Origin of the sequence: Neobacillus novalis NBRC 102450 (genome assembly GCF_001591805.1) — a bacterium.
GTDB classification, from domain to species: Bacteria; Bacillota; Bacilli; order Bacillales; family Cytobacillaceae; genus Neobacillus; species Neobacillus novalis.
This window is the reverse complement of the sequence record NZ_BCVP01000015.1, coordinates 81,080-106,336: the sequence shown is the minus strand read 5'-3', so window position 1 is coordinate 106,336 and position 25,257 is coordinate 81,080. Positions and strand designations below refer to the sequence as shown.

The following is a 25,257-nucleotide window of genomic DNA, read 5'->3' as shown; positions in this document are numbered from 1 at the left end:
ATAAATCGATTTCCGTTAGTAAATGCTCACAGCCACATTTTTTCGTACTCTTCCTCTTTAAAGCCCACTGTGACGTGTTCTCCATCGGTTAAAATCGGCCTTTTGATTAACATCCCGTCAGATGCAAGGATATTAAGCAGTTCATCCTCAGAAGCAGACTTCATTTTATCTTTTAGCCCTAATTCGCGATATTTTAATCCGCTTGTATTAAAAAATTTCTTTAATTCGAGACCGCTTTTTTGAAAAAATCCCTGCAATTCCGCACGTGACGGAGGATTTTCAACAATATGTACTTCTTCATAGGACAGATGGTGTGCATCCAGCCATTTTTTCGCATTTCGACATGTACCGCATTTCGGATACCAGTAAAATGTTAGTGACATTCGTTTCACCGCCCTCCTGCCAAACCTGCCATGACTTTTTATGCGTCACTTGAATATTACCATATCTTTATTCTAACGCAAAAAATAATGCTGCTTCACAAATGAAATTCGACTAATTTCGTAAAAATCCTGCATTAAGTCAAAAATTATTTTATAAAGAAAACGAGCACTAATTCTTGATTGAAAAGCTATATGCTGAAAATGAGCCCCTCTAAATGAAGGGGCCCAAATTCATTATACGATATAACGTTCAGCTTCAATTATCACGTCGGCAGCTTCACGTTTTTTCGCAATCACGTTGATTGGAGTGTGACGGGTAAATTTACGAAGTGACGACAACATCATCCGAAGCGTATCGCCCTGTTCAATCGCTATTAATGTTTCTTTAGCATCTGCTTCAATTTTATTGAAGGCTTCCTGACAGAAGATTTGCGTATACAGAAGCTTTTGATTGCTCTTTTCTAAGCCGTCTTTAGCAATCGCCTTTTCGGTACGTAACATCACAGATTCCATTGCGTATACATTTGAAGCAATATCCGCAATATTAGCAAGAATTTCCTGCTCTTTTTCAAGCGCTTTGCCAAATTTTTGCGCGGCCAATCCAGCAGCTAATAAGCCGATCTTTTTCGCATTTTTTACAAGATGTTTTTCCTGCGCAAGCGGCTCATCGCCTGGCTCTTCTGGCATTAACATCATAAGTTCCTCTTGAAGCACCATTGCTTTTTGGAATAATGGCAGCTCGCCTTTGAATGCCTTTTTCAAGAAGGTGCCTGGCACCAATAGACGGTTGATTTCGTTCGTTCCTTCAAAAATCCGGTTGATGCGGGAATCACGGTAGGCCCTTTCAATTGGATACTCTTGCATAAAGCCGTATCCTCCATGAATTTGTACGCCTTCGTCGACGACATAATCTAACACTTCACTGGCAAAGAATTTATTAACCGAGCACTCGATTGCATATTCAGCAATCGAATCCGCCACTTTTTTAATATCTTTGGCATCTTCTGTTGAAAGCTGGCCTTGATTATCTTCATATAGTCCAACTGTGCGGTATACGGAGCTTTCTGCGGCATAAATCTTCGAGCCAATCGTGCCGAATTTTTCTTTTGTTAAATTGAACTGAGAAATCGGTGTTTTGAATTGCTGGCGGCCATTTGCATATTTTACCGTCATTTCAAATGCACTTTTTGACCCGCCGACGGCGCCGACTGCTAGTTTATAACGTCCGATATTTAAGATATTAAACGCAATCACATGACCGCGGCCATATTCACCTAATAAATTTTCAACTGGGACAGGAACATCCTCTAAAATAAGCGTACGAGTAGATGAGCTCTTAATCCCCATTTTCTTCTCTTCAGCGCCAGTGGAAACGCCCGGGAACTCTCTTTCCACGATAAAGGCGGTGAAGTGCTCGCCATCTATTTTTGCATAAACTACAAAGATATCGGCAAAGCCGGCATTGGTGATCCATTGCTTTTCACCGTTTAGGATATAGTGGGTACCTTCGGAGTTTAATTTGGCAGTTGTTCTTGCGCCAAGGGCATCGGAACCTGAGCCTGGCTCGGTTAATGCGTAGGCAGCAAGCTGTTCACCTGAAGCAAGAGCAGGCAAATACTTTTGCTTTTGCGCATCATTTCCGAATAACACGATTGGCAGGGAACCAATTCCAACGTGTGCTCCGTGTGAAAGTGAGAAACCGCCGGCCCTGGACATTTTTTCCGTAAGCAGGGAAGAAGTAATTTTATCTAAGGCGAGCCCTTCATATTCTTCTGGTACATCTGCCGCTAAAAGACCGAGTTCACCTGCTTTTTTAAGCAGCTTGACAGTCCGATCGAATTCATGTTTTTCTAAATATTCAAGCTGTGGAAGAACTTCTTTTTCAACAAAGTCTTCAGCAGTCTTGGCAATCATTAAATGCTCTTCGGTAAAGTCTTCTGGTGTTAACATATCTTGATACGAAATATCTTCGATTAAAAAGCTGCCGCCTTTAATGAACTTTTTTGTTTCGTTTGTCATGGAAATTTCCTCCTAATCTTGTTAAAGTAACTCAAATACCCCCGCAGCACCCATGCCGCCGCCAATACACATCGTCACAACACCGAATTGCTCGTTTCTGCGCTTTAATTCATGTATAAGTGACAGTGTTAACTTTGCTCCCGTACAGCCAAGCGGGTGACCAAGGGCAATCGCGCCGCCATTTACGTTCACGATTTCATCATTTAGCCCAAGCTCGCGAATAACTTGTAGCGATTGCGAGGCAAAGGCTTCATTCAATTCGAAAAGGTTAATGTCTGAAAGCTCAAGACCAGCGAGCTTGACGGCTTTTGGAATCGCAACAACTGGACCGACACCCATAATTTCCGGCGGGACGCCGCCAACCGCAAACGACCTGAATTTTGCTAATGGTTTTAAGCCAAGTGATTCGGCCTTTTCACGATCCATCACCATCAGTGCTGCAGCCCCGTCACTTGTTTGCGAGGCATTTCCTGCAGTTACTGAACCGGTTACCGAGAAGGCAGGTCGAAGTTTCGCAAGTGCTTCAAGGTTTGTATCTGGACGAACTCCTTCGTCCTGCGAAAATTGAATGGTTTTTTCAACGAGTTTATTGTCATCGCTAACCGTACGAATCGTTACATCTACTGGTACGATTTCATCAACAAATTTGCCTTCCGCAATCGCTTTCGCTGCACGCTGATGACTTCTTACCGCAAAAGCGTCTTGATCTTCGCGCGAAATTCCATATTTCAGCGCTACTTGTTCTGCGGTATGACCCATACCCATATAATATTGCGGAGCTGTTTCTGCTAGTTTGATATTTGGACGGACGACATGCCCCATCATCGGGATCAGGCTCATCGATTCTGCGCCGCCGGCGATGGCTGTGTCAGTGTGTCCAAGCATGATTCCCTGTGCCGCATAGGCGATTGCCTGTAATCCTGAAGAACAGAAACGATTAATGGTAATGGCAGGAACCGTATATGGAAGCCCTGCTAATGCTCCAATATTGCGGGCCATGTTATTGCCTTGCTCTGCTTCCGGCATTGCACAGCCAATGATTAAATCATCAATATTTCCTTCATAATTTCCAGCACGCCTTAATGTTTCCTTTACCACCAATGCTCCCAAATCATCAGGACGAACATGGGCAAGCGTTCCTTTCTTTGCCTTACCAACCGGGGTACGCGCTCCGGCAACGATTACCGCTTCTCTCATGCAAGTTCCCTCACTTTCTTTCATATTTGAAAAATACGACTCTATTTTTAGGGGGTCTGACCTCTCGCTCTAAACTATTTATTTCACGAGATTTTGGCAGAGGGGTCTGACCCCCTGCACTCGTGCTCTACATTTTTTGACAGTAGGGTCTAACCCCTTGTGTAAAAATTAGTTTCTTAACGGTTTCCCCTTCACAAGCATATGCTGCATGCGCTGCTGTGATTTTGGTTCTGCTATCAGGCTTAGGAAAGCCTCTCTTTCTAAATCTAATAAATATTGCTCATCGACTTCTGTTCCAAACGGCACTTTACCGCCGGCGATTACATAAGCAATTTTTTTCGCAATTTTTAAGTCATGCTCAGAAATATAGCCGGATAAACGCATCGCTTCGGCACCAAGCAGCAACGTCGCATAGCCAGTTTCCCCGACTACCGGAACCTTTCTGCGCACTTTTGGCTTATAGCCTTGTTCATGGAGCGAAAGGACGGCTTGTTTTGCATCATAAATTAAATGGTCACTGTTAACGCTGATTCCATCAGAAGAATCTAAGAAATTATTTTCCCGCGCTTCTTCGGCAGACGTGGAAACCTTCGCCATCGCAATTGTTTCAAACACTTTGTTGACCACATTTTGCAAGTCAAATGGGACGCCGTTTGGCAGGTTTTCTAAGTGCTTCATGTAAAGCTCTTTGTTACCACCGCCGCCAGGGAGCAGGCCAACACCGACTTCAACAAGGCCCATATACGTTTCGGCTGATGCTTGGATGTGTGCTGTTGGCAGACAAACCTCTGCTCCTCCGCCAAGTGTCATCCCAAATGGGGCAGCGACAACCGGCTTCGAGCTGTATTTTACCTTCAACAAAGCACTATGAAGATGGCGGACAATCATATCCAGTTCATAAATATTGTCATCCTGCACTTCCATTAACATCATCGCCAGGTTCGCACCGACACAGAAGTTCTTTCCTTGGTTGCCGATGACAAGACCTTTATAGTTTTTTTCGACTTCATCCACAGCAAAATTTATCATTTGGACGATATCGAGACCAATTGCGTTGTTTGGTGAATGGAATTCTAACAGCGCAACGCCATCGCCAAGATCAATTAAGCTCGCTCCGCTGTTCTTTTTAATAACACCTTTTTGTTTCTTCATCTTTTTAAGGTCGATTGCCTTTGGATTGGATTCTACCAATCGATATTGACCGTTATGATAGAAGAACAGTTCGCCATTTTCTTCTAAATAGAAGGATGAATTTCCTTTTTCCAGCATTTCTGTTACCCATCCTGGAACTTCCACACCGGCTTCTGCCAGTTTTTTGACGGATTTTTCAACACCAATGGCATCCCATGCTTCGAATGGACCCATATCCCAGCCGAAGCCCCATTTCATTGCACGGTCAATGTCGACGATTGTCTCAGCAATTTCCCCAAGAAGCTGTGCAGAGTAAACGAGCGAGGCCGATAAGGTATTCCATAAGAATTGTCCGGCACGGTCACCTGCAAATACAAGCGCTTTCAATTTATTCGCTGTGCCCTTTTCCTGCTTGCTCAGCTCAACGGAAGGCGTAGTCAGTTTTTTGCGTGGGCCGTATTCTAATGTTACTGGATCGAGTTCAAGAATCTCTTTGCCTTTTTTCAAAAAGAAGCCTTGTCCGGATTTGCTTCCAAGCCATCCATTATCAAGCATTTTCTTCATAAATTCCGGTACTGCGAAAACTTCTTTTTCTTTGCCTGCGACTTTTTCATACACATTATTGGCAACTTGATAGAAGGTATCCAAACCGACAACATCAAGGGTGCGGAAGGTGGCGCTTTTCGCCCGGCCAATTAACGGACCAGTGATTGAATCTACCTCGCCAACGCCGTAACCGCCCTTTAGCATTTCTTGAACGGTAACAAGGAGGCCATAGGTGCCAATTCGGTTGGCAATAAAGTTTGGTGTATCCTTTGCCTCAACAACGCCTTTTCCTAACACATCCTCACCAAAGGTTTTCATAAACGAAAGGACTTCTGGAGCCGTATATTGAGTCGGAATCACTTCCAGTAATTTCAGATAGCGCGGCGGGTTAAAGAAGTGGGTTCCAAGAAAATGCTTTTTAAAATCGTCGGTACGTCCTTCGACCATCGCTTCCACTGAAATTCCAGAGGTGTTGGAGCTGATAATGCTGCCAGGCTTACGATATTGGTCGACTTTTTCAAAAACTTGTTTTTTGACGTTGAGGTTTTCAACAACCACTTCGATCACCCAATCAACATCTTTCAGCGTGACTAAATCGTCTTCAAGGTTTCCTGGTTCAATAAGCGCAATGTTCTTCTTAACGGCCAGCGGTGCTGGCTTTTGCTTTAATAATTTTTCGATGTTGGCAGCACTGATACGATTGCGTACTTGTTTATCTGCTAATGTAAGTCCCTTTGCTTCCTCTTCTTTCGTTAATTCGCGCGGCACGATATCCAATAATAATGTTGGAATGCCGATATTTGCTAGATGGGCGGCTATTCCTGCACCCATTACTCCGGACCCCAGTACAGCTGCTTTTTTAATCAATTGGTTCAACATTGTCTCCCCCTTCAACGCTTTGAATGAATGTTCATTCATTTTTTTGTCAAAAAAAATTCACAAATGAATGAGTTCTGCTACTATTTACTATAAAAGATTTTGAAAATTCCTGCAACAGATAAATGCGGAAAATTGAATTTTTTTCGAACTTTTATTTTTCGTAAAATAAATGTCTTTGTTGGGCAAGCTAATTCTTGAGGTGATAACGATGGCGCGAGTGAAAAAGGATCCTTCCAAAGCAGGTGTAAGTGCCGCTAGTGTGAAGGGCAATGGCGGTCCGGGATACGAAGCCGCTGGGAAAGACAAACAAAACAGCCAGAATAACCAATACAAGCGATAGTTGAAACAGGCTGAGTGCTTCAGCCTGTTTTTTATGCTTGTATAAAAATTCCTATTTGAGAAAACATAAAGTCGTAAATAGTTCACTTAATCAGGAGGGGTATTATGCAGCAGCAAAATATGAATATGCCAAACATGAACATGCAAAATCAGCAAATGACGATGCAGCAGCCGCCAGGAGTCGTTTCAACAAAGGATTCGCTTTATTTAACCGATATGATGTCGTGGAATTTACTCTCAGCCAAGAAAGCGCACTTTTTTGCGGCTCAGTGCCAGGATCCTGAGCTGAAGTCAGAGGCAGAAAAGTGCGGCCAAATGCACCAGCGTCATTACCAGCAGCTGCTTCAACACTTGGGCGCACACGCTAGTCAGCAGCAGCCGCTTAATAATATGCAATAGGAAAAGAGGGTAAAATCGATGAACCAGAACCAACAAAAGATTCAAAACCCAGAAACACAAGTCCCGAAGACACCGCAAATGAATGAGCGTGATTTCATTAATGATTTACTGACAACAGAAAAATATATGACTACCTCCTATAGCATGGCAATGCATGAAGCTAGCCATCAAGGATTGTACCAGGACATTATGCAGATTTTCACGGAAACACAGCAATGCCAGCGTGATCTTTATGATCTGATGTTTAGAAAAGGCTGGTATGCGATTGAGCAAGCCAATCAACAAAAGCTGCAGCAATCGTACCAGCAGTTCCAAGGGTATACGAATCAGTTTCCGAGTGGCGGGACAGTACAATAAAGTAAAAAACCGGAGGGAATTTTCCCTCCGGTTTTTATTTCTGTGTTGATTAACAATATTATGCTGTTGTTGAAAACATATATTTTTTATAATGATAACGGATTGAGAATATCAAACCTAGGCCCATCATATTCCCCATTAACGCGCTCCCGCCGTAACTGATAAATGGAAGCGGAATACCGGTGATTGGCAGCACGCCAATCGTCATGCCGATATTTTGGAAAACGTGGAAAGTTATCATGCTGATGACTCCGACACATATATAGGTGTAGAAATTATTCTTTGTTTCCATTCCAACCTTGGTAATATGGTAAATCAGCAAGAAAAACAAACTGATTAACACACTGGCACCAATAAAGCCATACTCCTCGCCGACAACACTAAAAATAAAATCCGTTTGGCTTTCTGGCAAATAGACTTCACGGTTGCCTAGGCCTTTGCCGCTCGTCTGCCCTGAGCCGATTGCAAGCATCGATTTTGTCAGCTGATAGCCAGTCGAACTCTGGTAATTGTAAGGATCAAGCCATGAATAAATCCGGCCGAATTGGTATTCCTGCACGCCGAGATATTTTTCTAGAACTGCCGGATTCCATAATACAAAATAAAAAATCGTTCCAACAACTACAATACCTACTGAGAATATCGGTACTAGCAACTTCCAGGTGATTCCCGAGATAAAAACCATCCCTACTAAAATCGCCAGAAAGACAAGCCCTGTTCCCAAGTCCTCCTTGATTATCAACACTAACGGTACCATTGTTACGATACCCATCTTGATTAACAGCCATAAATCAGATTGAATCGTCTTTAGCGTGTTTTTTAGATGATGCTTGTCAATAACCCATGCAAGGCCAAGGATGATGAATACCTTGACAAACTCTGAGGGCTGTATCGTACCAATTCCAGGAAGCTTAAACCAGTTTTTAGAGCCATTGAGTCTTGGGGCAATCGACTCTGGCGCAAGGATTAAGAGGATAAGAAGAAGAATCCCAAAACCGTAAACATACCAGGTAAGCTTTCGCAGCTGGTCAGAATCAAAGGTCATTACAACCCCAATGATAATGCAGCCGACAACATACCAGCCAATTTGAAAAATTAAAAAGTTTCGATCGTATTGCCCGCTTGATTGGGCACTATAAATTGCGGCACAGCTCGCCAAAAACAAAAGTAATAATATAAGAACAAGACTGTAATCCAGTTTAGAAGTTGTGTTTTTATTTGAAGTCAATTTTCTAGTCTCCACCTTAAAAAAGAACTTTACATTCCTTCATTATATTTTTAAAAACGGGAAATCACAACTTCTAAACCATGAATGGCTTTATTTACATCCAATGTCCTACATATTAAAATAAATTCTTCTCACCTCGTCGGCCATCCACTCCAGATTATTCGGCACTTGGGGAATGCCATATCCGATATAAAGCGGGGTAGTAACAAATCGAGAGACTACCTTTGCATAAATTTTATCATCAATATGATGAAAAAAGACATTATAGCTCGATGCCTTGAATGGAAAATGGTTCAAAATATAGTGAACAGCTATTTGCACGTATTCCGAAAAGCTTTCCTGGTAGCTGGAATCCTCCATCTCAATATTAAACTCATAAAATCCAACCCGCGGTTTTGTCGACAGCGTAAACCTGGGACCCCCATCAACTGCAGCAATCACTATTCCTTCAAACATTTCATGGGTTACCTTTTCCTTATAGTCAATATCATGCAAGCCAACAATCTGCATATGTGGATGGGCCAGTGTTCCGCCCGACAATGGTCCATGATTTTTGAAAAAAATAACCGAGCGATAGCTGCCGGTTTCCTCCATCTCCAGCCAATGCTTGATACCGAACTTGATCAACCTATGTAAATGCGCTTTTGTGTAGGTCGATAATTCAGCCTGGCAATCATCCGTTTCAATTAACACGGTTTGATAAGCATTTTCCAAAACAGGAAATTTATTTTTCAAAAGAATAATCGGTCCTTCGACAGCGATGAGGTCGGTAAGCTGATCTCGTTCGCAAAATGGGCAGGCCTGCTGCTTGTTTCGAATATTTTCCGGCTTTTTAACACCGATTGACGTATTAAAATGCAGATGAGAATTTGCCAAAATGCGTTTCTCCTCTCAACAGGTTATATTTCTATTTTATGGGAGAAGGCGTTTCATTTGCACTAATTTTGTTTTATTAATTTCATCGGTAAATCAATGCCTCATTAAATTGATTCTTTTTGCATATCTATTAAATGTACAGGCTTATCATTATTTTAGAATGAGAGGTTTTTTATGTTAACAAAACTGGAAGCACTTATTCTCGGAATTATCCAAGGGTTAACGGAATTTTTACCGATTAGCAGTACGGGGCATCTTTATTTAGGCAGGAATTTATTTGGTTTAGAGGAAGCGGGGCTTTTGCTCGATACGATGCTGCATGTTGGGACCTTACTGGCTGTCTTTGTTTTTTATAAGGCTGAATTTATAAAAATTATTAAAAATCCGTTTAGTAAATTAACGTTTTTGTTGGTTGTCGGGACGATACCCGCCGTTATCTTCGGGCTCGCCTTTAAGGATTATATTGATGAAATTTCAAAGACAGGGGTTACGATTGGCTGGGAGTTTTTGCTGACTGGGATATTCTTGTGGCTTGCTGATTCCGCGAAAAACGGCCATAAAAAAATGGACAATATCAGCTACAAGGATGCGTTTATCATTGGCACTTTTCAGGCAGTTGCGATTATGCCAGCCATTTCCCGTTCCGGAATGACGATTGTTGCTGCGCTTTGGCGTAAATTAGACCGCGAAACGGCTGCCTATTTTTCCTTCCTATTGTCAACACCGGCGATTGCCGGGGCGATTGTCCTGCAAACGAAGGATTTACTGAGCGGCGCTGGTGAGGAAATTTCTTTATCAGCCTTGCTTGTTGGTATTGTCTCTTCTGCCATCTTCGGGTATATCGCGGTTAAGTGGATGATTGGCTATTTGAGGAAACATTCATTGAAACCTTTCGCGTACTATGTCTGGGCATTAGGTGTACTCGTCTTGGTTTTCCAATTTACGGGTAAATTTTAGCATGAAGAGGTTCGGAAAATGGATTTGCGAGTAAAACCGTGGAATTCGCGAGTAAAGGCATGAGATTTGCGAGTAAAAGTGAGGAATTCGCGAGTAAAGCTGCTAAATTCGCGAGTAATTGAAATGTTAGTAACAATTTGGGTACTAAAAAGCGACTCGAGTCATCGAGTCGCTCATTTTTATTGTGTAACCGTCTGTTTTGCCATAACTCTTGCGGCTTCCACTGCTTGTTCTTTCGCTTTGGCCATAATTTCTGGTACCTTTTTTGGAAAATGGTCCATTCCCTCAGCCACAACCGTTTCCATTACGTCAAAGCCAAGGAATTTCAACGCTTTCATTAAATAGCGGTCGCCCATTTCAAATTCAACCATAGGTCCGCTCGAATAAATGCCGCCGCGTGTTTGAATGTGAATCGCCTTCCTGCCGGTTAGTAGTCCTTTAGGGCCATCGGCAGTGTTCGTAAACGTTTTTTCAGCAATAAATAGACAATCCATAAACGTTTTTAGGATAGCTGGGGCGCCGAGATTCCAAATCGGTGTAACAAACACATAATAATCCGCAGCAATAAAGCGATCAGCGAGCGCATGCATTTTTTCCAGCTTCGTCCGCTCTGCCTCGGAAAGTTGCTCTTTTGTGTAGCCCATAAAGGATAATTTTGCGCGCCCATATAATAGGTCCATATCGATTTCTGGGATATCCATATCATATAAGTGCATATGCTCAATTTCAACATCCGGCTGGACATTTTTGAACTCTTCTAAAAATACTTCGCCAATCTGCATTCCTTTTGAAAGTTTACTATCTGGTTTTGGATTAGCAGTAATATAAATAAGCTTTGGCATGTAGATCCCTTCCCTTTTACCACAAATTTTTTCTTCTATTACTATACTACAACAAACTAACTTGCTCAGTATTGAACAATCCGTGAAGTTTATGAAAAAATTGTGAATTTCTTACTTTTGAATCCATCATTTTTGAAAAAATTAGCTTGTTATTGCGGGCGCATTCTTAGATATTTTGAACAGTTCGTGACAATCTTAAACGAAACTAAACGAAACACAACAAAACTTAACAAAAGTCACATCCAATATGATATGATTTTTTTAAAATTAGGAAAAAGGAGGGAACTTCGTTATGGAGGGCAAGGCTTATACACCGGATGAAGTGGCGCAAATCTTTCAAATCTCCAAACATACTGTTTATGAGTTGATTAAAAGAGGCGAGCTCCAAGCCTTTAAAATCGGCAATAAAATGCGGATTGAACAGGCCGAGCTTGAAAGATATAAGGAGAATACAAAAGCTCCGGCAAAGAAAAATACGTCTGAACCACTTCCGATTATGCCGGCCTTATCAATTAGGTTATCCGGCAGTCATGATTTTCTTGTCGAACATTTCACTAAACAAGCGGCAAGCGCGCTAAACTTACAGATTCAGCCTTCGTACATAGGCAGTCTGGAAGGTTTAATGATGCTTTACCGGGGGCAGTGCGATATTGCCGCCATTCATCTATTAGATCCAACATCACAGGAATATAATCTGCCCTTTATCCATCAGCTGTTTGTTTACGAATCGATTTTGGTGCTGAGATTGGCCGCAAGAGAACAAGGCTTTATCGTTGCGGGCGGTAATCCGAAAAAAATTCAAGACTTTCATGATCTTACTAGAAAAGATGTTCAATTTATTAACCGCCAAAAAGGGGCCGGGACAAGGTTTTTACTAGACTCCAAGCTTTCAAGCTATGGAATTGATCCTCGGCAAATTAACGGTTACGGTACCGAAGAATGGAACCACTTGTCCGCAGCGTCCTACATAAGCAGGGGCATGGCGGATGTTACCTTTGGAATTCAGTCGGCCGCCAGCCACCTAGGACTGGATTTCATTCCAGTCGCGAAAGAAAACTTTGATCTTGTATTCCGGTTTACCGCTGAAAACAAGCAATGCTTGACAGAGTTGATCGATTACTTGCAGTCGGACAACTTTAAAAATAGCTTAACCGATTTAGACGGCTATTCGATTCAAGAATTAGGAAAAATTACTTATCAAACTAGAAAAACGGAGGAAACAACATGTTAAGAAAACGTTATTTTACAGTCCTATTTGCTTTGATGCTATTAGTTTTATCAGCTTGCGGAAACACGGACACAAAAGATACAGCTGCTGCAAAAGAGAAAAAAACAGCACCGAAACCAGCGCCAACGGAAATGATTCTCGCCACGACAACAAGTACACAGGACAGCGGTTTATTAGATGTATTAGTCCCAATGTTTGAAAAAGAAAACAATGTGAAAGTTAAAACAATTGCAGTCGGGACAGGTCAAGCATTAGAAATGGGCACAAAAGGTGAAGCAGATGTCCTGCTTGTGCATGCTCCAGCGGCTGAAAAGGAAGTAGTCGATGCAGGAAATGCAATCAACTACAAGCGCGTAATGTATAACGACTTTATTTTGGTAGGACCGAAGGAAAATCCAGCTGGTGTCAGCGGCGACGATATTAAAGCCGCCTTCAAAAAATTAGCAGACAGCAAAGCTACTTTTGTTTCCCGCGGCGATGATTCCGGCACACATAAAAAGGAACTTGGGATCTGGACGGCTGAAAACATTAAACCAGCTGGCGATTGGTATGTATCAACAGGACAAGGCATGGGACAAACGTTACAGGTTGCTGCTGAGAAAAAAGGTTATGTGTTAACAGACCGTGCAACATGGTTAGCCCAAGAAAAGAATTTGGATACCTTGCAAATCGTCGTTGAAGGTGGAAAGGATTTAATGAACATCTATCACGTAATGCAAGTAAATCCTGAAAAACATGATAAAGTGAATAGTAAAGACGCTGAAAAATTTGTAAACTTTATGATAGACAGCAAAACGCAAGACGTGATTGAAGAATTTGGTAAGAAAGAATACGGCCAATCGTTATTCTTTAAATACACTGAATAATTTTCACTAGGAACGGGGGCCCCTGAGACCTCCTTCCTATCCTACTTCTAAAGGGAATCCTGGAGGCATTACGTTTATGGAACTACTCATAGATGGAATAAAAAAAGCGATAGATATGATCCTTTCCGGTGACAGGGAAGTTTTTGCGATTACCTGGCTGACACTAAAGGTCTGTCTTATTTCCATTCTGATTAGTACGTTTATCGGATTGCCGCTTGGAATTTTCCTTGGTTTAACTAGATTCAAAGGCCGCAGGATTCTATTATTATTTATTAATATCGGGATGGGGCTGCCTCCTGTTGTTGCCGGGCTGTGGATTACGATGCTGTTATGGCGATCCGGCCCATTAGGAGATCTAACCCTCCTCTATTCACCGACAGCGATTGTCATGGCGCAAATTTTAGTGAGTTTACCGATTGTTACAAGCCTGACATGTACGGCATTCCAGCAAATCAGCGAGAAGATGCTCCTGCAAATTAAAGCACTTGGAGCAACAAGAATGCAGACATTGATCATCCTAATCAAGCAACTGAAAATTGCGATTTTGGCGGCCATCATGGCCGGTTTTGGCCGCGTCATCGCCGAGGTTGGTGCCGCGATGATGGTCGGCGGAAATATTCTTGGTGATACTAGAATCTTAACGACGACGATTGTGATGGAAGTTTCCAAAGGTAATTTTGATATTGCCTTGGCCCTGTCGTTTATTTTATTATCCCTTGCCCTGTTGATTACGGCCGCGTTAACATTTTTACAGCAAAGGAAGCGAATATCATGAACCCGTTAGTTGAGCTGAACAATATTACCGTTAAAGCCCAGAATAAAACGATTCTTGATATTCCTGAATTCCAGATTTGTGCCGGTGAATTTCTTGGGATTATGGGCCCAAACGGTGCCGGAAAAAGCACTCTGCTTAAGGTATTAGCTTTTCTTGAGAAGCAATCGGGTGGTGAAATCCTCTACCGGGGTAAGGTCATCCCAAAGGGGAATGTGCCGCTTGAGCTAAGAAGAAAGTTCTCGATTGCCCTGCAGCAATCATTGCTTCTTGATGGAACTGTTTTTCATAATATCGCCATTGGCTTGACCTTAAGAAAACTACCCAAAGGAGACATTAAGGATAAAGTGGCTCATTGGCTGGAGCTGTTTGGCATCAGTCATTTGGCGAAGAAAAACGCCCTTTATTTATCCGGCGGCGAGGCGCAGCGGGTTAACTTAGCGCGGGCAATGATTGTTGAGCCAGAAATCCTTTTTCTCGATGAACCATTTTCCGCTTTAGACTTTCCAACAAAAATTAAGTTAATGGAAGATTTCAAGGGCATTATTGAAACAGCCCGAACAACGGCTGTATTTGTCAGCCATGATTTAATGGAGATTAACTATCTCACGAATCGACTGGCGATTATCGTCAATGGTGAAGTAAAACAATCCGGACCCACCCCTCGGGTCCTGGAACATCCTAATTCTTCCACTGCATCCTTCCTAAACGAGTGGAAGAAATTCTATCCCCTTGCACGTTGAAGCAGTTCCTTCGGGAGCTGCCCTTTTTTATTTGATTAAAAATTTCTTGAAGCTTAAAATAAATGTAGCTAGGTTCTAAGGGGGAGTTTTTCAATGAAATATGCAGTTATTACCGGAGCATCCAAAGGGTTAGGTGCAGCGATTGCCAAACGGCTTATCCATGAACAAATCTCGATTGTATCTGTATCCCGAACTGAAAATAAAGAAATCAAAGAGCTGGCTTTAGAAAATGACCTTTATTATAAGCATTATTCCTGCAACCTCTCGTTAGAAAATGAAGTACAGGAAGTTTTTATGGAAATTGCTCATAGTCTTTTTCAAAAGGAACCACATGAAATTCTTCTATTTAATAATGCCGGTGTGGTAGAGCCGATCGAAACGGTTGGAAATTTAGATCAAACACCAATAATTAGCAACATCCAGGTAAATTTAATAGCGCCCATTCTTATCAGCAATTTATTTTTTAATAAAGCACAATCAACGAATACAAAGGTTCAGGTTATTAATGTAAGCTCAGGGGCAGCCGTCCGCCCGATTGAAGGCTGGAGTGTGTATTGCAGCGCAAAGGCAGGCATAAATATGTTCACTCAAACGGCCGCCTTAGAGCAAGTGGAACTGAAAACCAACAATACGATAATCGCCTTCAGTCCTGGCATCATGGATACAAATATGCAGGAAACGATTAGATCCTCGTCCAAGACAGCCTTTAGGGATTTAGAAAAATTTATCGAATATAAGGAAAAAAATATGCTGCTTGCTGCAGATGTGGTCGCGGACGCTTTAGTGGATTTGGTTCTCAGCGGCAACGTTGAAAGTGGAAAAGTGTATAATATAAAAGATTTATTAGAATAAACGGAAGAAGGCCCCTGCACATGGCAGAGGCCTTCTTTCTAATTTTCCTGCGGAAACCACAAGGTAATGCTAGTCCCCTTATTCAACCTGCTTTTCACCTTGACGACCCCTTTGTGGGCATCCATCAACGCTTTTACGATTGAGAGTCCAATGCCGACGCCGCCTGTTTTGCGGTCGCGCGATTTGTCGCCGCGGTAGAAGCGTTCGAAAATATGCGGGATGTCGTCCTCATTCATGCCTGAGCCTTCATCTTGAATCCGGAAGCCAACATAACCTTCTTTTTCCGTTACCACCGAAAGCGTAACATTCTTTCCTTCAGGTGTATATTTCAGCGCGTTATTTAAGATGTTTGAGAGAATTTGCATTAAGCGGTCTTTATCCGCCTCAAACATTTCCTCCTGCGGCGGTTCTTCAATCTGAAGTCCGACGCCCTTCTCCTTAAACAATGGCATAAATATCTCCCATAATGCCGCCAGTACACTGCCGGCTTCCAATTCGATTTTTTCGAGTCGAATTTGCGGGTTCTCTGCTGCAAGCAGTTTTTCTAATTCATTAACGAGCCTCACTAAGCGCATCAGCTCTTCATGACTTGTCTGTAGACGCGTGGGTGTCGGCTCCCATATTCCGTCCTGATAGGCTTCGATTTGACTTCTTAACGTCGCAAGCGGTGTCCGTAGTTCATGGGCGAGGTCGCCGGTAAATTGCTTGCGGAGCATTTCTTCCTTTTCGAGAGACTCGGCAAGATTATTGAAAGAGACAGCAATTTGTTTTACCTCTGTTGGTAATCCCGACAATGGAATTCGAATATCAAGGTTATGCTGCCGCAGTTCACCCGCGGCAAACGATAGCTTTTTCAAACCCGAAGTTAATTTTTTCGAAAAAAGTATACTAAAGATAATGGCGAGCACAATCGTCAAGCAAACGGCTGCATAAATGTATAATTGAATCGTTTGGATAAAGGTATATTCATCGTCAATTAAGCCTTTCGGATAGATGGCGACGAGCCTTCCAATCATCGCATTATCGACTTTTAGTGTATAGGTTTTGGAGTGCCACTCTTCCCCAACCGGTGCCGGTTCCGTTAATCCGAGGCTATTTAACATCCCGCGAATGTTAGAGGAGTCCATTTGCAATTGGCCAAACCGATCATACAATTGGAAATAGAGCTGATCGGTCATCGCATGTTCATGGAGAAATCCAAACACCGGGTCACTTGTAAAATGGCCGTTTTTTCGATAATCCTTCTCAATTTCCGTGATAATTCTATCAATCTTTTTTTCGCGATTACGGTCTATATAGCTATTAAAGCTTTCTTCAAAGCCATATTGGATAAAAAAGCTGACAATCAATATCCCGATCATCGAGATGAGCACTAAATAAAATAGTATTTTAGACCGGAGCGTTTGCAGCATCTAGTACCCCTCCAAATTTGTAGCCCATCCCAAAAACGGTTACGATAAAGTCTGGCTGCCTTGTGTCTGTTTCAATTTTTTTCCGAAGGTTTTTGATATGGGTATCAACACTGCGTTCGTAGCCTTCATAATACATGCCTTCGTCCTGAATTTTTTCTAACAAGTCCATCCGGCTGTAAACGCGGCCTGGATTGACCGCCATATTGGTTAATAGTTTATACTCAATCGGCGTCAAGGTAACGGAGTCGCCACAGATGGTTACTTCTTTTTTTATTAAATCAATTGCTAGTTTTCTGCCGTTAAATTCAAGTCGTTCGACCTTTTCCGTCTTTTTCACCCGTCTTAAAATCGCTTGAACGCGAACGACGACTTCCCTTGGACTGAATGGTTTGGTTAAATAGTCGTCCGCACCCATGATGATACCGTTGATGCGGTCATCCTCGGCCGATTTAGCGGTCAGCATCAGGATTGGAACGTCCGATTCTTTCCGCACCAGCCGGCAAACCTCTTCGCCGGAAATATCGGGCAGCATGAGGTCTAAAATAATCAGGTCAGGATTTATTGTTTTCGCCTTTTTTAGGGCATCAATTCCATTATCAGCGCTATGAATTTCATAGCCTTCTCTTTCAAGGTAAGCTTCGAGAACTTCTATAATTCTACGTTCATCGTCAACTAATAATATTTTCATTATTATCACTCCCCATATCTTTACTATATCATCTTGGGTCTGTGATGTTTGTAACTTCACAAATTCACCACAACTTCTTCATAACATCTTCAATCTTTCTCGCTAAGATGTAATTGTAGTTAGGAAAGAGTCGATAACGTAAAGACCACCAATGTTTTGGTTATCAGCTCTTTGATGCAGTACATGGTGATCGACCATCTTGCTCATCCCAAATTTAACCTCTCTTTTTTTAAAATAGTATGGGCGTCCCGATCGCTGGGGCGCTTATTTTTTTTGGGGGGCACATTTTTAAATTGATAACTTTTTGGCATAAAAAAAGTCCTTATCATTTCCCGATAAGGACTTTTGAACGTATTTATTCGTCTTTCTTCTTAACTTCTTCTGTCAATTCCTCAATGCTTCGCTTCACATTGCCTTTACCAGAGTAGTTTTCAATCAACTCTTTTACATCAATACCGCTGGATGCCTTTAAAGATTCCTGCAGGCTTGCCATTAGGTTGGTTGCATAGCTGGTGATTTTATTGGCGCCGCCATTTTCACCCGAGCCGCCGCCTGTATCGACAACAGTGATCTTATCAATATTGGATAATGGGGCTGCCACTTGCTTCGCGTATTCAGGAAGCATTTTGATGACCATGTCGAGAATTGCTGCTTGACCGAATTGTTCGAACGCTTCGGCGATTTTTTCTTTCGCTTCTGCTTCTGCCAAACCTTTTAGGCGGATAATCTCGGCCTCTGTTGACCCCTGCGCCTTTTGTGCTTCCGCTTTTGCAAGACCGTCGAGGCGAATCCGCTCGGCTTCTGCCTTTGCCATTGCTTCGATTCGGTATTTATTGGCTTCCGCTTCTGCCATTTCCCTTGCCTTGTTCGCTGCCGCAGACTGCTCAACGGAGTAACGGTCAGCATCGGCCTTTTTCTTCACTTCCGAATCATATTGACGTTCACGACGAAGAATTTCTTTTTCTTCTAACTCAATTTGTTTTTGTCTTTCGATAATCTTGATTTGCATTTCTTGTTCCATTACATCCTGTTTTGATCTTGCAGTTTCAAGATCATAGGCTTGGTCAGCTTTCGCTTTCGCAATATCCTGTTCACGGCGGAATTCAGCGACTTTCAACTGATTCACTTTCTCCGCTTCAGCGATTTCTGTTGACCGTTCTAATTCATTACGCTTCGCTTCCTTAGAAGCTTCGGCTTTTTTAATCCGCGTTTCTTTTTCCGCCTCAGCGGTTGCAATATCGGCATCTCGTTTTACTTGAGCAATCCGCGGTTTACCAAGTGAATCAAGGTAGCCATTTTTGTCACGGACATCTTTTATCGTAAATGATACAATCACTAAGCCCATTTTAGCAAGATCCTGCGAGGCAACCCGTTGGACCTCTTGGGAAAATTTATCGCGATTTTTGTAAATTTCTTCGACTGTCATCGAGCCAAGAATCGACCGTAAATGACCCTCAAGGACTTCTCTTGCTTCATTCTCACGGTCTTCCTTTGGCTTACCGAGAAATTGTTCAGCTGCTGTGGCAATTTCGCTGATTGAACCGCCGATTTTAATAATCGCGACACCATCGGCCATCACCGGTACACCTTGTTCGGTATAAACTTCTGGTGTGGTTACTTCAAGCTTACTTGAAAGCAAGCTAAGCGGTTTGGCTTGTTGGAATACTGGTAAAATGAAGCTACCGCCACCGCGAATAATTTTGATTTTATTTCCGGCTTCATCCACGTGAACACTCCCGTTTCCGAGAAAACTACCGGTGACAATCAAGGCCTCATCCGGTCCTGCTGTTCTGTACTTTGTGATAAAAACACCAATTAAAGCAAGGAAAATAAGTACGACAATCCCGACGATGACCCAAATAATGTTAAAATCCATTTTTCTATTCCCCCTTATCTATATATAACTTTCTAATTGATGGTGAACCGTAACCTGGAGCACGCCTTCTTTCACTTGGACAACAAGCACGCTTGTGCCATTGGGAATTTGGTCGCCATCAAAGCTTACAGCTGGTTTGGCAATTCTGCCACTCGTACTTTCAATCATCACTTCACCGTAGCCATCCGCTGGGATCGAGGTAATGACTGTCCCGACACGGCCTTGCAGGTCCGATTCTTTATAGACAAGCGATTCCTCCGCAGAAGACAATGGGACGAGCACAAAGACATTCAATAAGGTTACCACAATAAATGCGGCAACAGCTGAAATTCCTAAAATGAGTAAATAATGTAGAGATGATATCCGTTCAAACAAATAGCCGCTTGCAGACAGGATGGTCACGAAGGCAAAAATCAGCACAGGGTTAAGGAAGTGCAGCCCTCCGTCTCCAGTCCCATTAAAATGAAACACATCGGCAAACAGAACATATAAAACCGTTAAAATACCTGCAATAATTAATCCATACATATAAATTGTTTCTAAAGGAATGCTAAAAGGCTCCATCAACATCACTCCTTTTTTTGATTAGGATAATACATCCAAAGGAAAGATTTCAGAAAAAATTAAGCATATGGCCTCTTCCCCTTCCTTTTGTGTTATGTATACAGGGTAATACGGTTGAAAAATGAAAAAGTTTCATTATTCACATATATTTTATCATTTTCTACCAGCCAAAGAACCTAACAACTTTCGACACATTTCGCACAAGGCAAAGTCAAAAAAAAAAGTGCCATAGCACCTGGCTATAGCACCTTACTGAATCATATTCAAAAACTTTCTTGTTCGTTCCTCTTTTGGATGGGTGAAGATCTCTTCAGGCTTGTTTCGTTCGACGACGACACCGCCGTCCATGAAGATAACTTCATCGGCTGCTTCGCGGGCAAAGCGCATTTCATGGGTGACGACAATCATTGTCATTCCTTCCAAGGCGAGATCTTTCATTACCTTCAATACTTCGCCTACCAGCTCGGGGTCGAGCGCGGAAGTTGGCTCGTCAAACAGCATGACCTCCGGTTCCATAGCCAATGCGCGGGCAATGCCGACACGCTGCTGCTGACCTCCTGAAAGCTGGGCAGGATAGTAATCAATCTTGTCGCCAATACCTACTTTTTCAAGCAGTGCCTGTGCCTTTTTCCTTACTGCCGTTTTATCCTCACCTTTCACAATCACAGGACCCTCCATCACATTCTCAAGGGCAGTTTTATGAGGGAAAAGATTATAGTTTTGAAAAACCATTCCTGTTAAACGGCGAAAGGACGCGACGGACTTCTTCGAAACCGACTTCGAAAAATCAAGGCTTTGTCCTTCAATGGAAATGACCCCTTTTGTCGGCGTTTCCAGCACGTTCAAACAGCGAAGCATTGTCGTCTTTCCAGATCCGGACGGTCCAATCACAACAATGACCTGGCCTTTTTTGACCTCTAGGTTAATTCCTTTTAAGACCTCTAATTGACCAAACTGCTTATATAAACCTTTAATTGAAATCATCGTAAAACTCCCCTGTAAAAGGTTAAAATCGCTGGAACAGGAAAAATCAACCATTCGCCGTGTCCCTCAAGCCCCACCTCTAACACCTGTCTTCTAACCTCCAAATCACACATACCGATCTAATCTTCTTTCCATAAACCCTTGAATCACCGAAAGGAAGAAGCAAATCACCCAATAAATAAGTGCGGCCTCGGAATAGACTAATAAGAATTCATAGTTTGCCGCCGTAATTTCCTGGGCGCGGCGGAACATCTCGGTAACAAGGACAACGGACGCGAGTGAAGTATCTTTTACAAGACTAATAAACGAATTTGATAATGGCGGTAGGGATACTCGCGCTGCCTGCGGCAAGATGATTCGTTTTAATGCCTGGGTATATGACATTCCAATCGAATAGCCCGCTTCCCACTGTCCTTTCGGGATTGAAAGAATCGCAGCCCTAATTATTTCCGAGGCGTACGCTCCTACACTTAGGGAAAAACCAATGACGGCCGAAATAAATGGATCGATGGTTACCCCGATATTCGGAAGCCCATAAAAAATGATAAATAACTGCACCAATAAGGGCGTTCCCCGGATAGCTGAAACATAGATTCTCGCAATGATTTGAAAGAACTTCACATGAGAAATCCGGGCGAGCGCTGTTAGAACAGCTAAAATCAAGCCAATAATAAATGAAATAATCGTTAAGGGAATCGTGTTCATAACAGCACCCTCCAGCAGCGGCCGGAGGGAGGTTTTGGCAATATCAACTAATCTTGCTGTTCTTTCCGGGTCAGCAAAAATACTATTTAAGTACATCTTCACCAAACCATTTCTCAGAGATTTTTTTATAAGTGCCATCATCAATCATGTCTTTTAAAGCTTTGTTTACTGCATCGACAAGAGTTTGATTATTTTTTCTAAACATAAAGCCACTGTGTGAAGCATCAGCTTCCGTTGCAACAACCTTTACCGGTGCGTTAGGCTTTTGCTTTTTAAAATCTAAAAAGGCAATCTTATCGTTGATGTGTACATCGACACGCTTCGAAGTGATCAAATCGACTGCTTGGGTAAAGCCATCTACACCGACAAGAATAGCGCCATATTTCTTTGCCAGATCTGCATAGTTACTAGTTAGTGATTGAGCTGCCTTTAATCCTTTAATGTCTTCAAATGCTTTCACTTTATCATTATCCTTATGAGCGATAAGGACACCCGCTGAACTGATATAGGGATCAGAGAAATCATATTTTTCTTGACGGTCTGGGCGAATTCCCACCTGGTTGGCAATCATATCGAAACGCTTCGCATCAAGGCCGGCAAATAAGGAATCCCATTGTGTTTCCTTGAAATCAACTTTCACTCCTAAACGCTTAGCCACTTCCTCAGCAACCTCGACATCGAAGCCAGTCAGTTTTCCAGATGAATCATGGAAAGTAAATGGAGCATATGTACCTTCTGTTCCAATTAAGATCTTTCCATCTGCTTTTACTTTTTCCAATAGATCTGCAGACTGATTAGTTCCTGTTTTCTTGTTATCGTTAGTGGCTTTGTCACCGCTTGTTCCACATGCTGACAAAATGAACATAAAGCTTAATAATAATGCAAAAAGGAAGGATAATTTTTTCATTTTTCAAACTCCTTAATTCTGATTGTTTTTCTCGGATTTAATCATCTTATTACATCCCTATATTTCTGTCAAAGATAATAACCTCGAGATTCAAGATTATTTTACCCCTTTTGGAAAAATAAAAACCTATCAGGGAATCCTGATAGGTTAGGCTGATAACATTTCGTTTTGTTTTACTTTCGTTCGCCTTTTTGATTTCGGTCGATAAAAGATCAGTCCGCTCGCTAATAAAATCATTCCATACGTAAATGTTTTTACATCAGCCGTACCGAATATAATCACCCAGAGGGAATATATCGTCGATAATAGTGCAATGATACCATCTGCAACCCTAGATTTAACCCCTTGATAGGTTTCACCTGTTATCACCAATTTTAGCTGATAAACCGAAGAAATAAAGTATGGCACCAAATAGGCTTTGCTGCCTCTGACAATGACCTTGGCAGCATGAAAATTCCCGAACCGACCATATTGCCGACGACAAGTGCCGTTAAAACCCAAAATCCTAATTTATTTGCTTTCCCCATGTTGAAACTCCTCTCGATGCGTTCTTCTCATAATTATGTTACTAGGATACGCTCGGACCAATCCTTTTTCAATGGAAAATTTTATTGCGATAAAGTATTAGAGGACTAAATTGTCGAAGTGAAAAAATAGTAAGTAACCTGGCGTGGATTACATTACTACGTTTAGTTACTCAGTTGAATTTGAAAAATAGTAGCTTTTTAAGATGAAATAGAAACCGAGCGCTTTAAAAATATGGCCTGTAAAGTTATCAAGATCAAACACACTTTGATAGATGGTGAAAATCAATTCTGTCAGCAGCAAATAAACAAAAGCGAGCGCGATGGCTAATTTCGCTTCACTCTTTTCGATATGATAGTGATATAAGGTGATAATTAAGGATATAAAGAGGATGAAGCTGATAGCGTATTCAAGACAATTTTTTAAAAGAGTCGTTCCTTTGCCTTCCATCATAAGTATGGGCAGGCTTTTTTCAAAATAAAAGATATCGAACACGATGATTAGTACGATGAAAAAACCCGTTACTAACATCCCAGCCCTGTAGTCCCGTTTTAATTTTCGCTCTGGCAGCAAGAGCATCGACAAAACTAATAGTGACTGACTGCCCCTTGCCGCTACCCAAAACCAGGTTGCTTTTGCGACTGAGCTTTCGGTAATAAAATAGGGCATCCCTTTGAAGGACAAGCTGTGGAAAAGATCAAGCGTCCCAACAATAAAAAAAGTAAACGATAAGAGGAGCATTTGCCGTGACCTTGTGCTTCCAAAGCTTTTTAGCCCGTATAAGAAAATCACGGCTGATATGGAGATGCTGAAACTTTCCAGCATCGTGTGAAAGCCGACATAGTTGTCAGGATTGTAGACGGTTAGGATTTGTGTTTGGAAAAGGTGGATAGCCATCAGCAGCATGATCGCTAGGATGGAATAGATAATAAATTTTCCTTCAGTCAGTTGTGATTTCATGCTAATACCATCCTTTTTACTCTTTGTTTCTTTATTATAGAGTCCGAATGGTCGTAATTGCCGGTATATTTATAGCGTTTTTATGAATTTTACAACTCCTTTTTGGGGTAATCAGGCGGATCCCGGCAAAAAAGAGACTGCCGGACATGGCAATCTCTCGTTTTAAAATTATTTCCACCATTCATCAAACATACTGGCCGGAAGCTTGCGTTTATGTTCGGTGGCGATATAGCGCTTTTCAATTTTCTCTGCGGCTGCTTGTGACACCGGCTTTCCTTCTAGGTAATCGTCGAGTTCATCATAGCTGATGCCTAGTTCGGTTTCATCGGCCTGGCCGGGTTTTTGATCGAGCAAGTCTGCTGTTGGTACCTTTAAATAGAGGCGTTCTTCGGCGCCAAGCTCGATGAGCAAGGCTTTCCCTTGGCGTTTGGTCAGACCTGTTAATGGCAGGACATCTGCCCCGCCGTCGCCATACTTTGTATAAAATCCGCTGACTGCTTCTGCCGCATGGTCTGTGCCGATGACAAGGAGCCCTTCCATGCCGCCGACGGCATATTGGGCAATCATTCTCATTCTTGCCTTAACATTGCCTTTTTGATAATCGCTAAGATGTCCGGCCTCGGAGTCATATTCTTTTTGCACTTCATCAACAGCCGCCTTAACATTAAAAATCAGATCACGGTCAGCCTGGATAAACGCTAATGCACGTTTGGCATCTTCCTCATCCTGCTGGAAACCATAGGGAAGGCGGACCGCAATAAATACAGCTTTCGTCCCTTCACTTCTCAGCTCCTCGACGGCAAGCTGCGCCAGCCGTCCGGCAAGTGTGGAATCCTGACCGCCGCTGATTCCTAACACATATCCGTTTGCCTTCGTTTTTAACAAATATTTTTTCAAAAAGTCAACCCGTTTACGAATTTCCTCTTTTGGATTAATGTTTGCGGTGATATGTAACTCCTTCATTATCTGTACTTGCAAACTCATTACTTGAGCCCCCTAGCTAAATCATTGATATATGTACT

Annotated in this window: 27 protein-coding genes; 9 read left to right on the top strand and 18 right to left on the bottom strand. The window is 42.3% G+C overall.

What is annotated here, in order from left to right; genetic code table 11:
* Window positions 1–26: 26 nt before the first annotated feature.
* From BANVL01_RS12615 to BANVL01_RS12600, 4 genes are all read right to left on the bottom strand, one after another.
* Complete coding sequence (locus tag BANVL01_RS12615) at window positions 27–383, bottom strand: arsenate reductase family protein (protein WP_066091490.1); 357 nt, start codon at window positions 381–383, stop codon at window positions 27–29.
* Window positions 384–617: 234 nt separating this feature from the next.
* Window positions 618–2,402, bottom strand: a complete 1,785-nt coding sequence (locus BANVL01_RS12610; RefSeq protein ID WP_066091492.1) for an acyl-CoA dehydrogenase FadE — start codon at window positions 2,400–2,402, stop codon at window positions 618–620.
* Window positions 2,403–2,423: 21 nt separating this feature from the next.
* Complete coding sequence (locus BANVL01_RS12605) at window positions 2,424–3,599, bottom strand: acetyl-CoA C-acetyltransferase (RefSeq protein ID WP_066091493.1); 1,176 nt, start codon at window positions 3,597–3,599, stop codon at window positions 2,424–2,426.
* A gap of 168 nt (window positions 3,600–3,767) precedes the next feature.
* The gene (locus BANVL01_RS12600; protein WP_066096900.1) at window positions 3,768–6,152 is read right to left on the bottom strand and encodes a 3-hydroxyacyl-CoA dehydrogenase/enoyl-CoA hydratase family protein; all 2,385 of its coding nucleotides are present in this window, start codon (window positions 6,150–6,152) and stop codon (window positions 3,768–3,770) included.
* Window positions 6,153–6,363: 211 nt separating this feature from the next.
* Between BANVL01_RS12600 and BANVL01_RS26755 the strand changes: the two genes are divergently transcribed.
* The 3 genes from BANVL01_RS26755 to BANVL01_RS12590 all read left to right on the top strand — a co-directional run bounded on the left by BANVL01_RS26755 (window position 6,364) and on the right by BANVL01_RS12590 (window position 7,250).
* The gene (locus BANVL01_RS26755) at window positions 6,364–6,495 is read left to right on the top strand and encodes a YuzL family protein (protein WP_024031016.1); all 132 of its coding nucleotides are present in this window, start codon (window positions 6,364–6,366) and stop codon (window positions 6,493–6,495) included.
* A 104-nt stretch (window positions 6,496–6,599) separates the two neighbouring features.
* Window positions 6,600–6,893 (top strand): hypothetical protein, encoded by a 294-nt coding sequence (locus BANVL01_RS12595; protein ID WP_066091495.1) that lies wholly within the window; start codon window positions 6,600–6,602, stop codon window positions 6,891–6,893.
* Window positions 6,894–6,911: 18 nt separating this feature from the next.
* Window positions 6,912–7,250, top strand: a complete 339-nt coding sequence (locus BANVL01_RS12590) for a spore coat protein (protein WP_066091497.1) — start codon at window positions 6,912–6,914, stop codon at window positions 7,248–7,250.
* Window positions 7,251–7,308: 58 nt separating this feature from the next.
* Here the strand turns inward: BANVL01_RS12590 and BANVL01_RS12585 are convergent, their stop codons facing one another.
* A complete protein-coding gene (locus BANVL01_RS12585; RefSeq protein WP_066091499.1) occupies window positions 7,309–8,478 on the bottom strand; it encodes an FtsW/RodA/SpoVE family cell cycle protein in 1,170 nt (389 codons plus the stop codon).
* Between the two features lie 108 nt (window positions 8,479–8,586).
* Window positions 8,587–9,354, bottom strand: a complete 768-nt coding sequence (locus BANVL01_RS12580) for a DUF4931 domain-containing protein (RefSeq protein ID WP_066091500.1) — start codon at window positions 9,352–9,354, stop codon at window positions 8,587–8,589.
* 174 nt (window positions 9,355–9,528) lie between these two features.
* Here BANVL01_RS12580 and BANVL01_RS12575 point away from each other — a divergent pair, with 174 nt between their 5' ends.
* On the top strand, window positions 9,529–10,311 hold the full coding sequence (locus BANVL01_RS12575; RefSeq protein WP_066091502.1) for an undecaprenyl-diphosphate phosphatase: 783 nt from the start codon (window positions 9,529–9,531) through the stop codon (window positions 10,309–10,311).
* Window positions 10,312–10,490: 179 nt separating this feature from the next.
* On the opposite strand, the gene BANVL01_RS12570 is transcribed toward BANVL01_RS12575, so the two are convergent.
* On the bottom strand, window positions 10,491–11,153 hold the full coding sequence (locus BANVL01_RS12570) for an FMN-dependent NADH-azoreductase (protein ID WP_066091504.1): 663 nt from the start codon (window positions 11,151–11,153) through the stop codon (window positions 10,491–10,493).
* A 292-nt stretch (window positions 11,154–11,445) separates the two neighbouring features.
* Here BANVL01_RS12570 and BANVL01_RS12565 point away from each other — a divergent pair, with 292 nt between their 5' ends.
* The 5 genes from BANVL01_RS12565 to BANVL01_RS12545 all read left to right on the top strand — a co-directional run bounded on the left by BANVL01_RS12565 (window position 11,446) and on the right by BANVL01_RS12545 (window position 15,614).
* Window positions 11,446–12,384, top strand: coding sequence for a helix-turn-helix transcriptional regulator (locus BANVL01_RS12565; protein ID WP_066091506.1), 939 nt, complete (start codon window positions 11,446–11,448; stop codon window positions 12,382–12,384).
* Entirely contained in the window at window positions 12,378–13,247 is an 870-nt protein-coding gene (locus BANVL01_RS12560; protein WP_066091507.1) for an ABC transporter substrate-binding protein, read from the top strand. Before BANVL01_RS12565 ends, BANVL01_RS12560 begins: the two co-directional genes overlap by 7 nt.
* Window positions 13,248–13,323: 76 nt before the next feature.
* The gene (locus BANVL01_RS12555) at window positions 13,324–14,022 is read left to right on the top strand and encodes an ABC transporter permease (protein WP_066091509.1); all 699 of its coding nucleotides are present in this window, start codon (window positions 13,324–13,326) and stop codon (window positions 14,020–14,022) included.
* Window positions 14,019–14,762: an ABC transporter ATP-binding protein gene (locus tag BANVL01_RS12550; RefSeq protein WP_066091511.1), complete on the top strand. Its 744-nt coding sequence runs from the start codon at window positions 14,019–14,021 to the stop codon at window positions 14,760–14,762. The genes BANVL01_RS12555 and BANVL01_RS12550 overlap by 4 nt, the downstream gene beginning before the upstream one ends.
* 93 nt (window positions 14,763–14,855) lie before the next feature.
* Window positions 14,856–15,614 (top strand): (S)-benzoin forming benzil reductase, encoded by a 759-nt coding sequence (locus BANVL01_RS12545; RefSeq protein WP_066091513.1) that lies wholly within the window; start codon window positions 14,856–14,858, stop codon window positions 15,612–15,614.
* Window positions 15,615–15,652: 38 nt separating this feature from the next.
* On the opposite strand, the gene BANVL01_RS12540 is transcribed toward BANVL01_RS12545, so the two are convergent.
* The 11 genes from BANVL01_RS12540 to nadE form a co-directional block, all read right to left on the bottom strand.
* On the bottom strand, window positions 15,653–17,026 hold the full coding sequence (locus tag BANVL01_RS12540) for a sensor histidine kinase (RefSeq protein ID WP_066091517.1): 1,374 nt from the start codon (window positions 17,024–17,026) through the stop codon (window positions 15,653–15,655).
* Window positions 17,004–17,714, bottom strand: a complete 711-nt coding sequence (locus BANVL01_RS12535; RefSeq protein WP_172800877.1) for a response regulator transcription factor — start codon at window positions 17,712–17,714, stop codon at window positions 17,004–17,006. The genes BANVL01_RS12540 and BANVL01_RS12535 overlap by 23 nt, the downstream gene beginning before the upstream one ends.
* Before the next feature lie 355 nt (window positions 17,715–18,069).
* Window positions 18,070–19,590 carry a flotillin lipid rafts scaffold protein FloT gene (gene floT / locus BANVL01_RS12530; RefSeq protein WP_066091520.1) on the bottom strand — a complete coding sequence of 507 codons (1,521 nt, stop codon included), beginning with the start codon at window positions 19,588–19,590 and terminating at the stop codon, window positions 18,070–18,072.
* 18 nt (window positions 19,591–19,608) lie between these two features.
* Window positions 19,609–20,154: an NfeD family protein gene (locus tag BANVL01_RS12525; RefSeq protein WP_066091523.1), complete on the bottom strand. Its 546-nt coding sequence runs from the start codon at window positions 20,152–20,154 to the stop codon at window positions 19,609–19,611.
* A gap of 249 nt (window positions 20,155–20,403) precedes the next feature.
* A complete protein-coding gene (locus tag BANVL01_RS12520; protein ID WP_066091526.1) occupies window positions 20,404–21,138 on the bottom strand; it encodes an amino acid ABC transporter ATP-binding protein in 735 nt (244 codons plus the stop codon).
* A gap of 105 nt (window positions 21,139–21,243) precedes the next feature.
* A complete protein-coding gene (locus BANVL01_RS12515) occupies window positions 21,244–21,939 on the bottom strand; it encodes an amino acid ABC transporter permease (RefSeq protein ID WP_066091529.1) in 696 nt (231 codons plus the stop codon).
* Window positions 21,926–22,750 carry an amino acid ABC transporter substrate-binding protein gene (locus BANVL01_RS12510; RefSeq protein ID WP_066091532.1) on the bottom strand — a complete coding sequence of 275 codons (825 nt, stop codon included), beginning with the start codon at window positions 22,748–22,750 and terminating at the stop codon, window positions 21,926–21,928. The genes BANVL01_RS12515 and BANVL01_RS12510 overlap by 14 nt, the downstream gene beginning before the upstream one ends.
* A gap of 147 nt (window positions 22,751–22,897) precedes the next feature.
* Window positions 22,898–23,158 carry a hypothetical protein gene (locus BANVL01_RS27245; RefSeq protein ID WP_169803176.1) on the bottom strand — a complete coding sequence of 87 codons (261 nt, stop codon included), beginning with the start codon at window positions 23,156–23,158 and terminating at the stop codon, window positions 22,898–22,900.
* Window positions 23,125–23,277 (bottom strand): hypothetical protein, encoded by a 153-nt coding sequence (locus BANVL01_RS27240; RefSeq protein WP_156482273.1) that lies wholly within the window; start codon window positions 23,275–23,277, stop codon window positions 23,125–23,127. Before BANVL01_RS27240 ends, BANVL01_RS27245 begins: the two co-directional genes overlap by 34 nt.
* Window positions 23,278–23,443: 166 nt before the next feature.
* The gene (locus BANVL01_RS12500; protein WP_066091540.1) at window positions 23,444–24,235 is read right to left on the bottom strand and encodes a membrane-associated sensor domain-containing protein; all 792 of its coding nucleotides are present in this window, start codon (window positions 24,233–24,235) and stop codon (window positions 23,444–23,446) included.
* 168 nt (window positions 24,236–24,403) lie between these two features.
* A complete protein-coding gene (gene nadE, locus BANVL01_RS12495; protein WP_066091543.1) occupies window positions 24,404–25,219 on the bottom strand; it encodes an NAD(+) synthase in 816 nt (271 codons plus the stop codon).
* Between the last annotated feature and the right edge of the window lie 38 nt (window positions 25,220–25,257).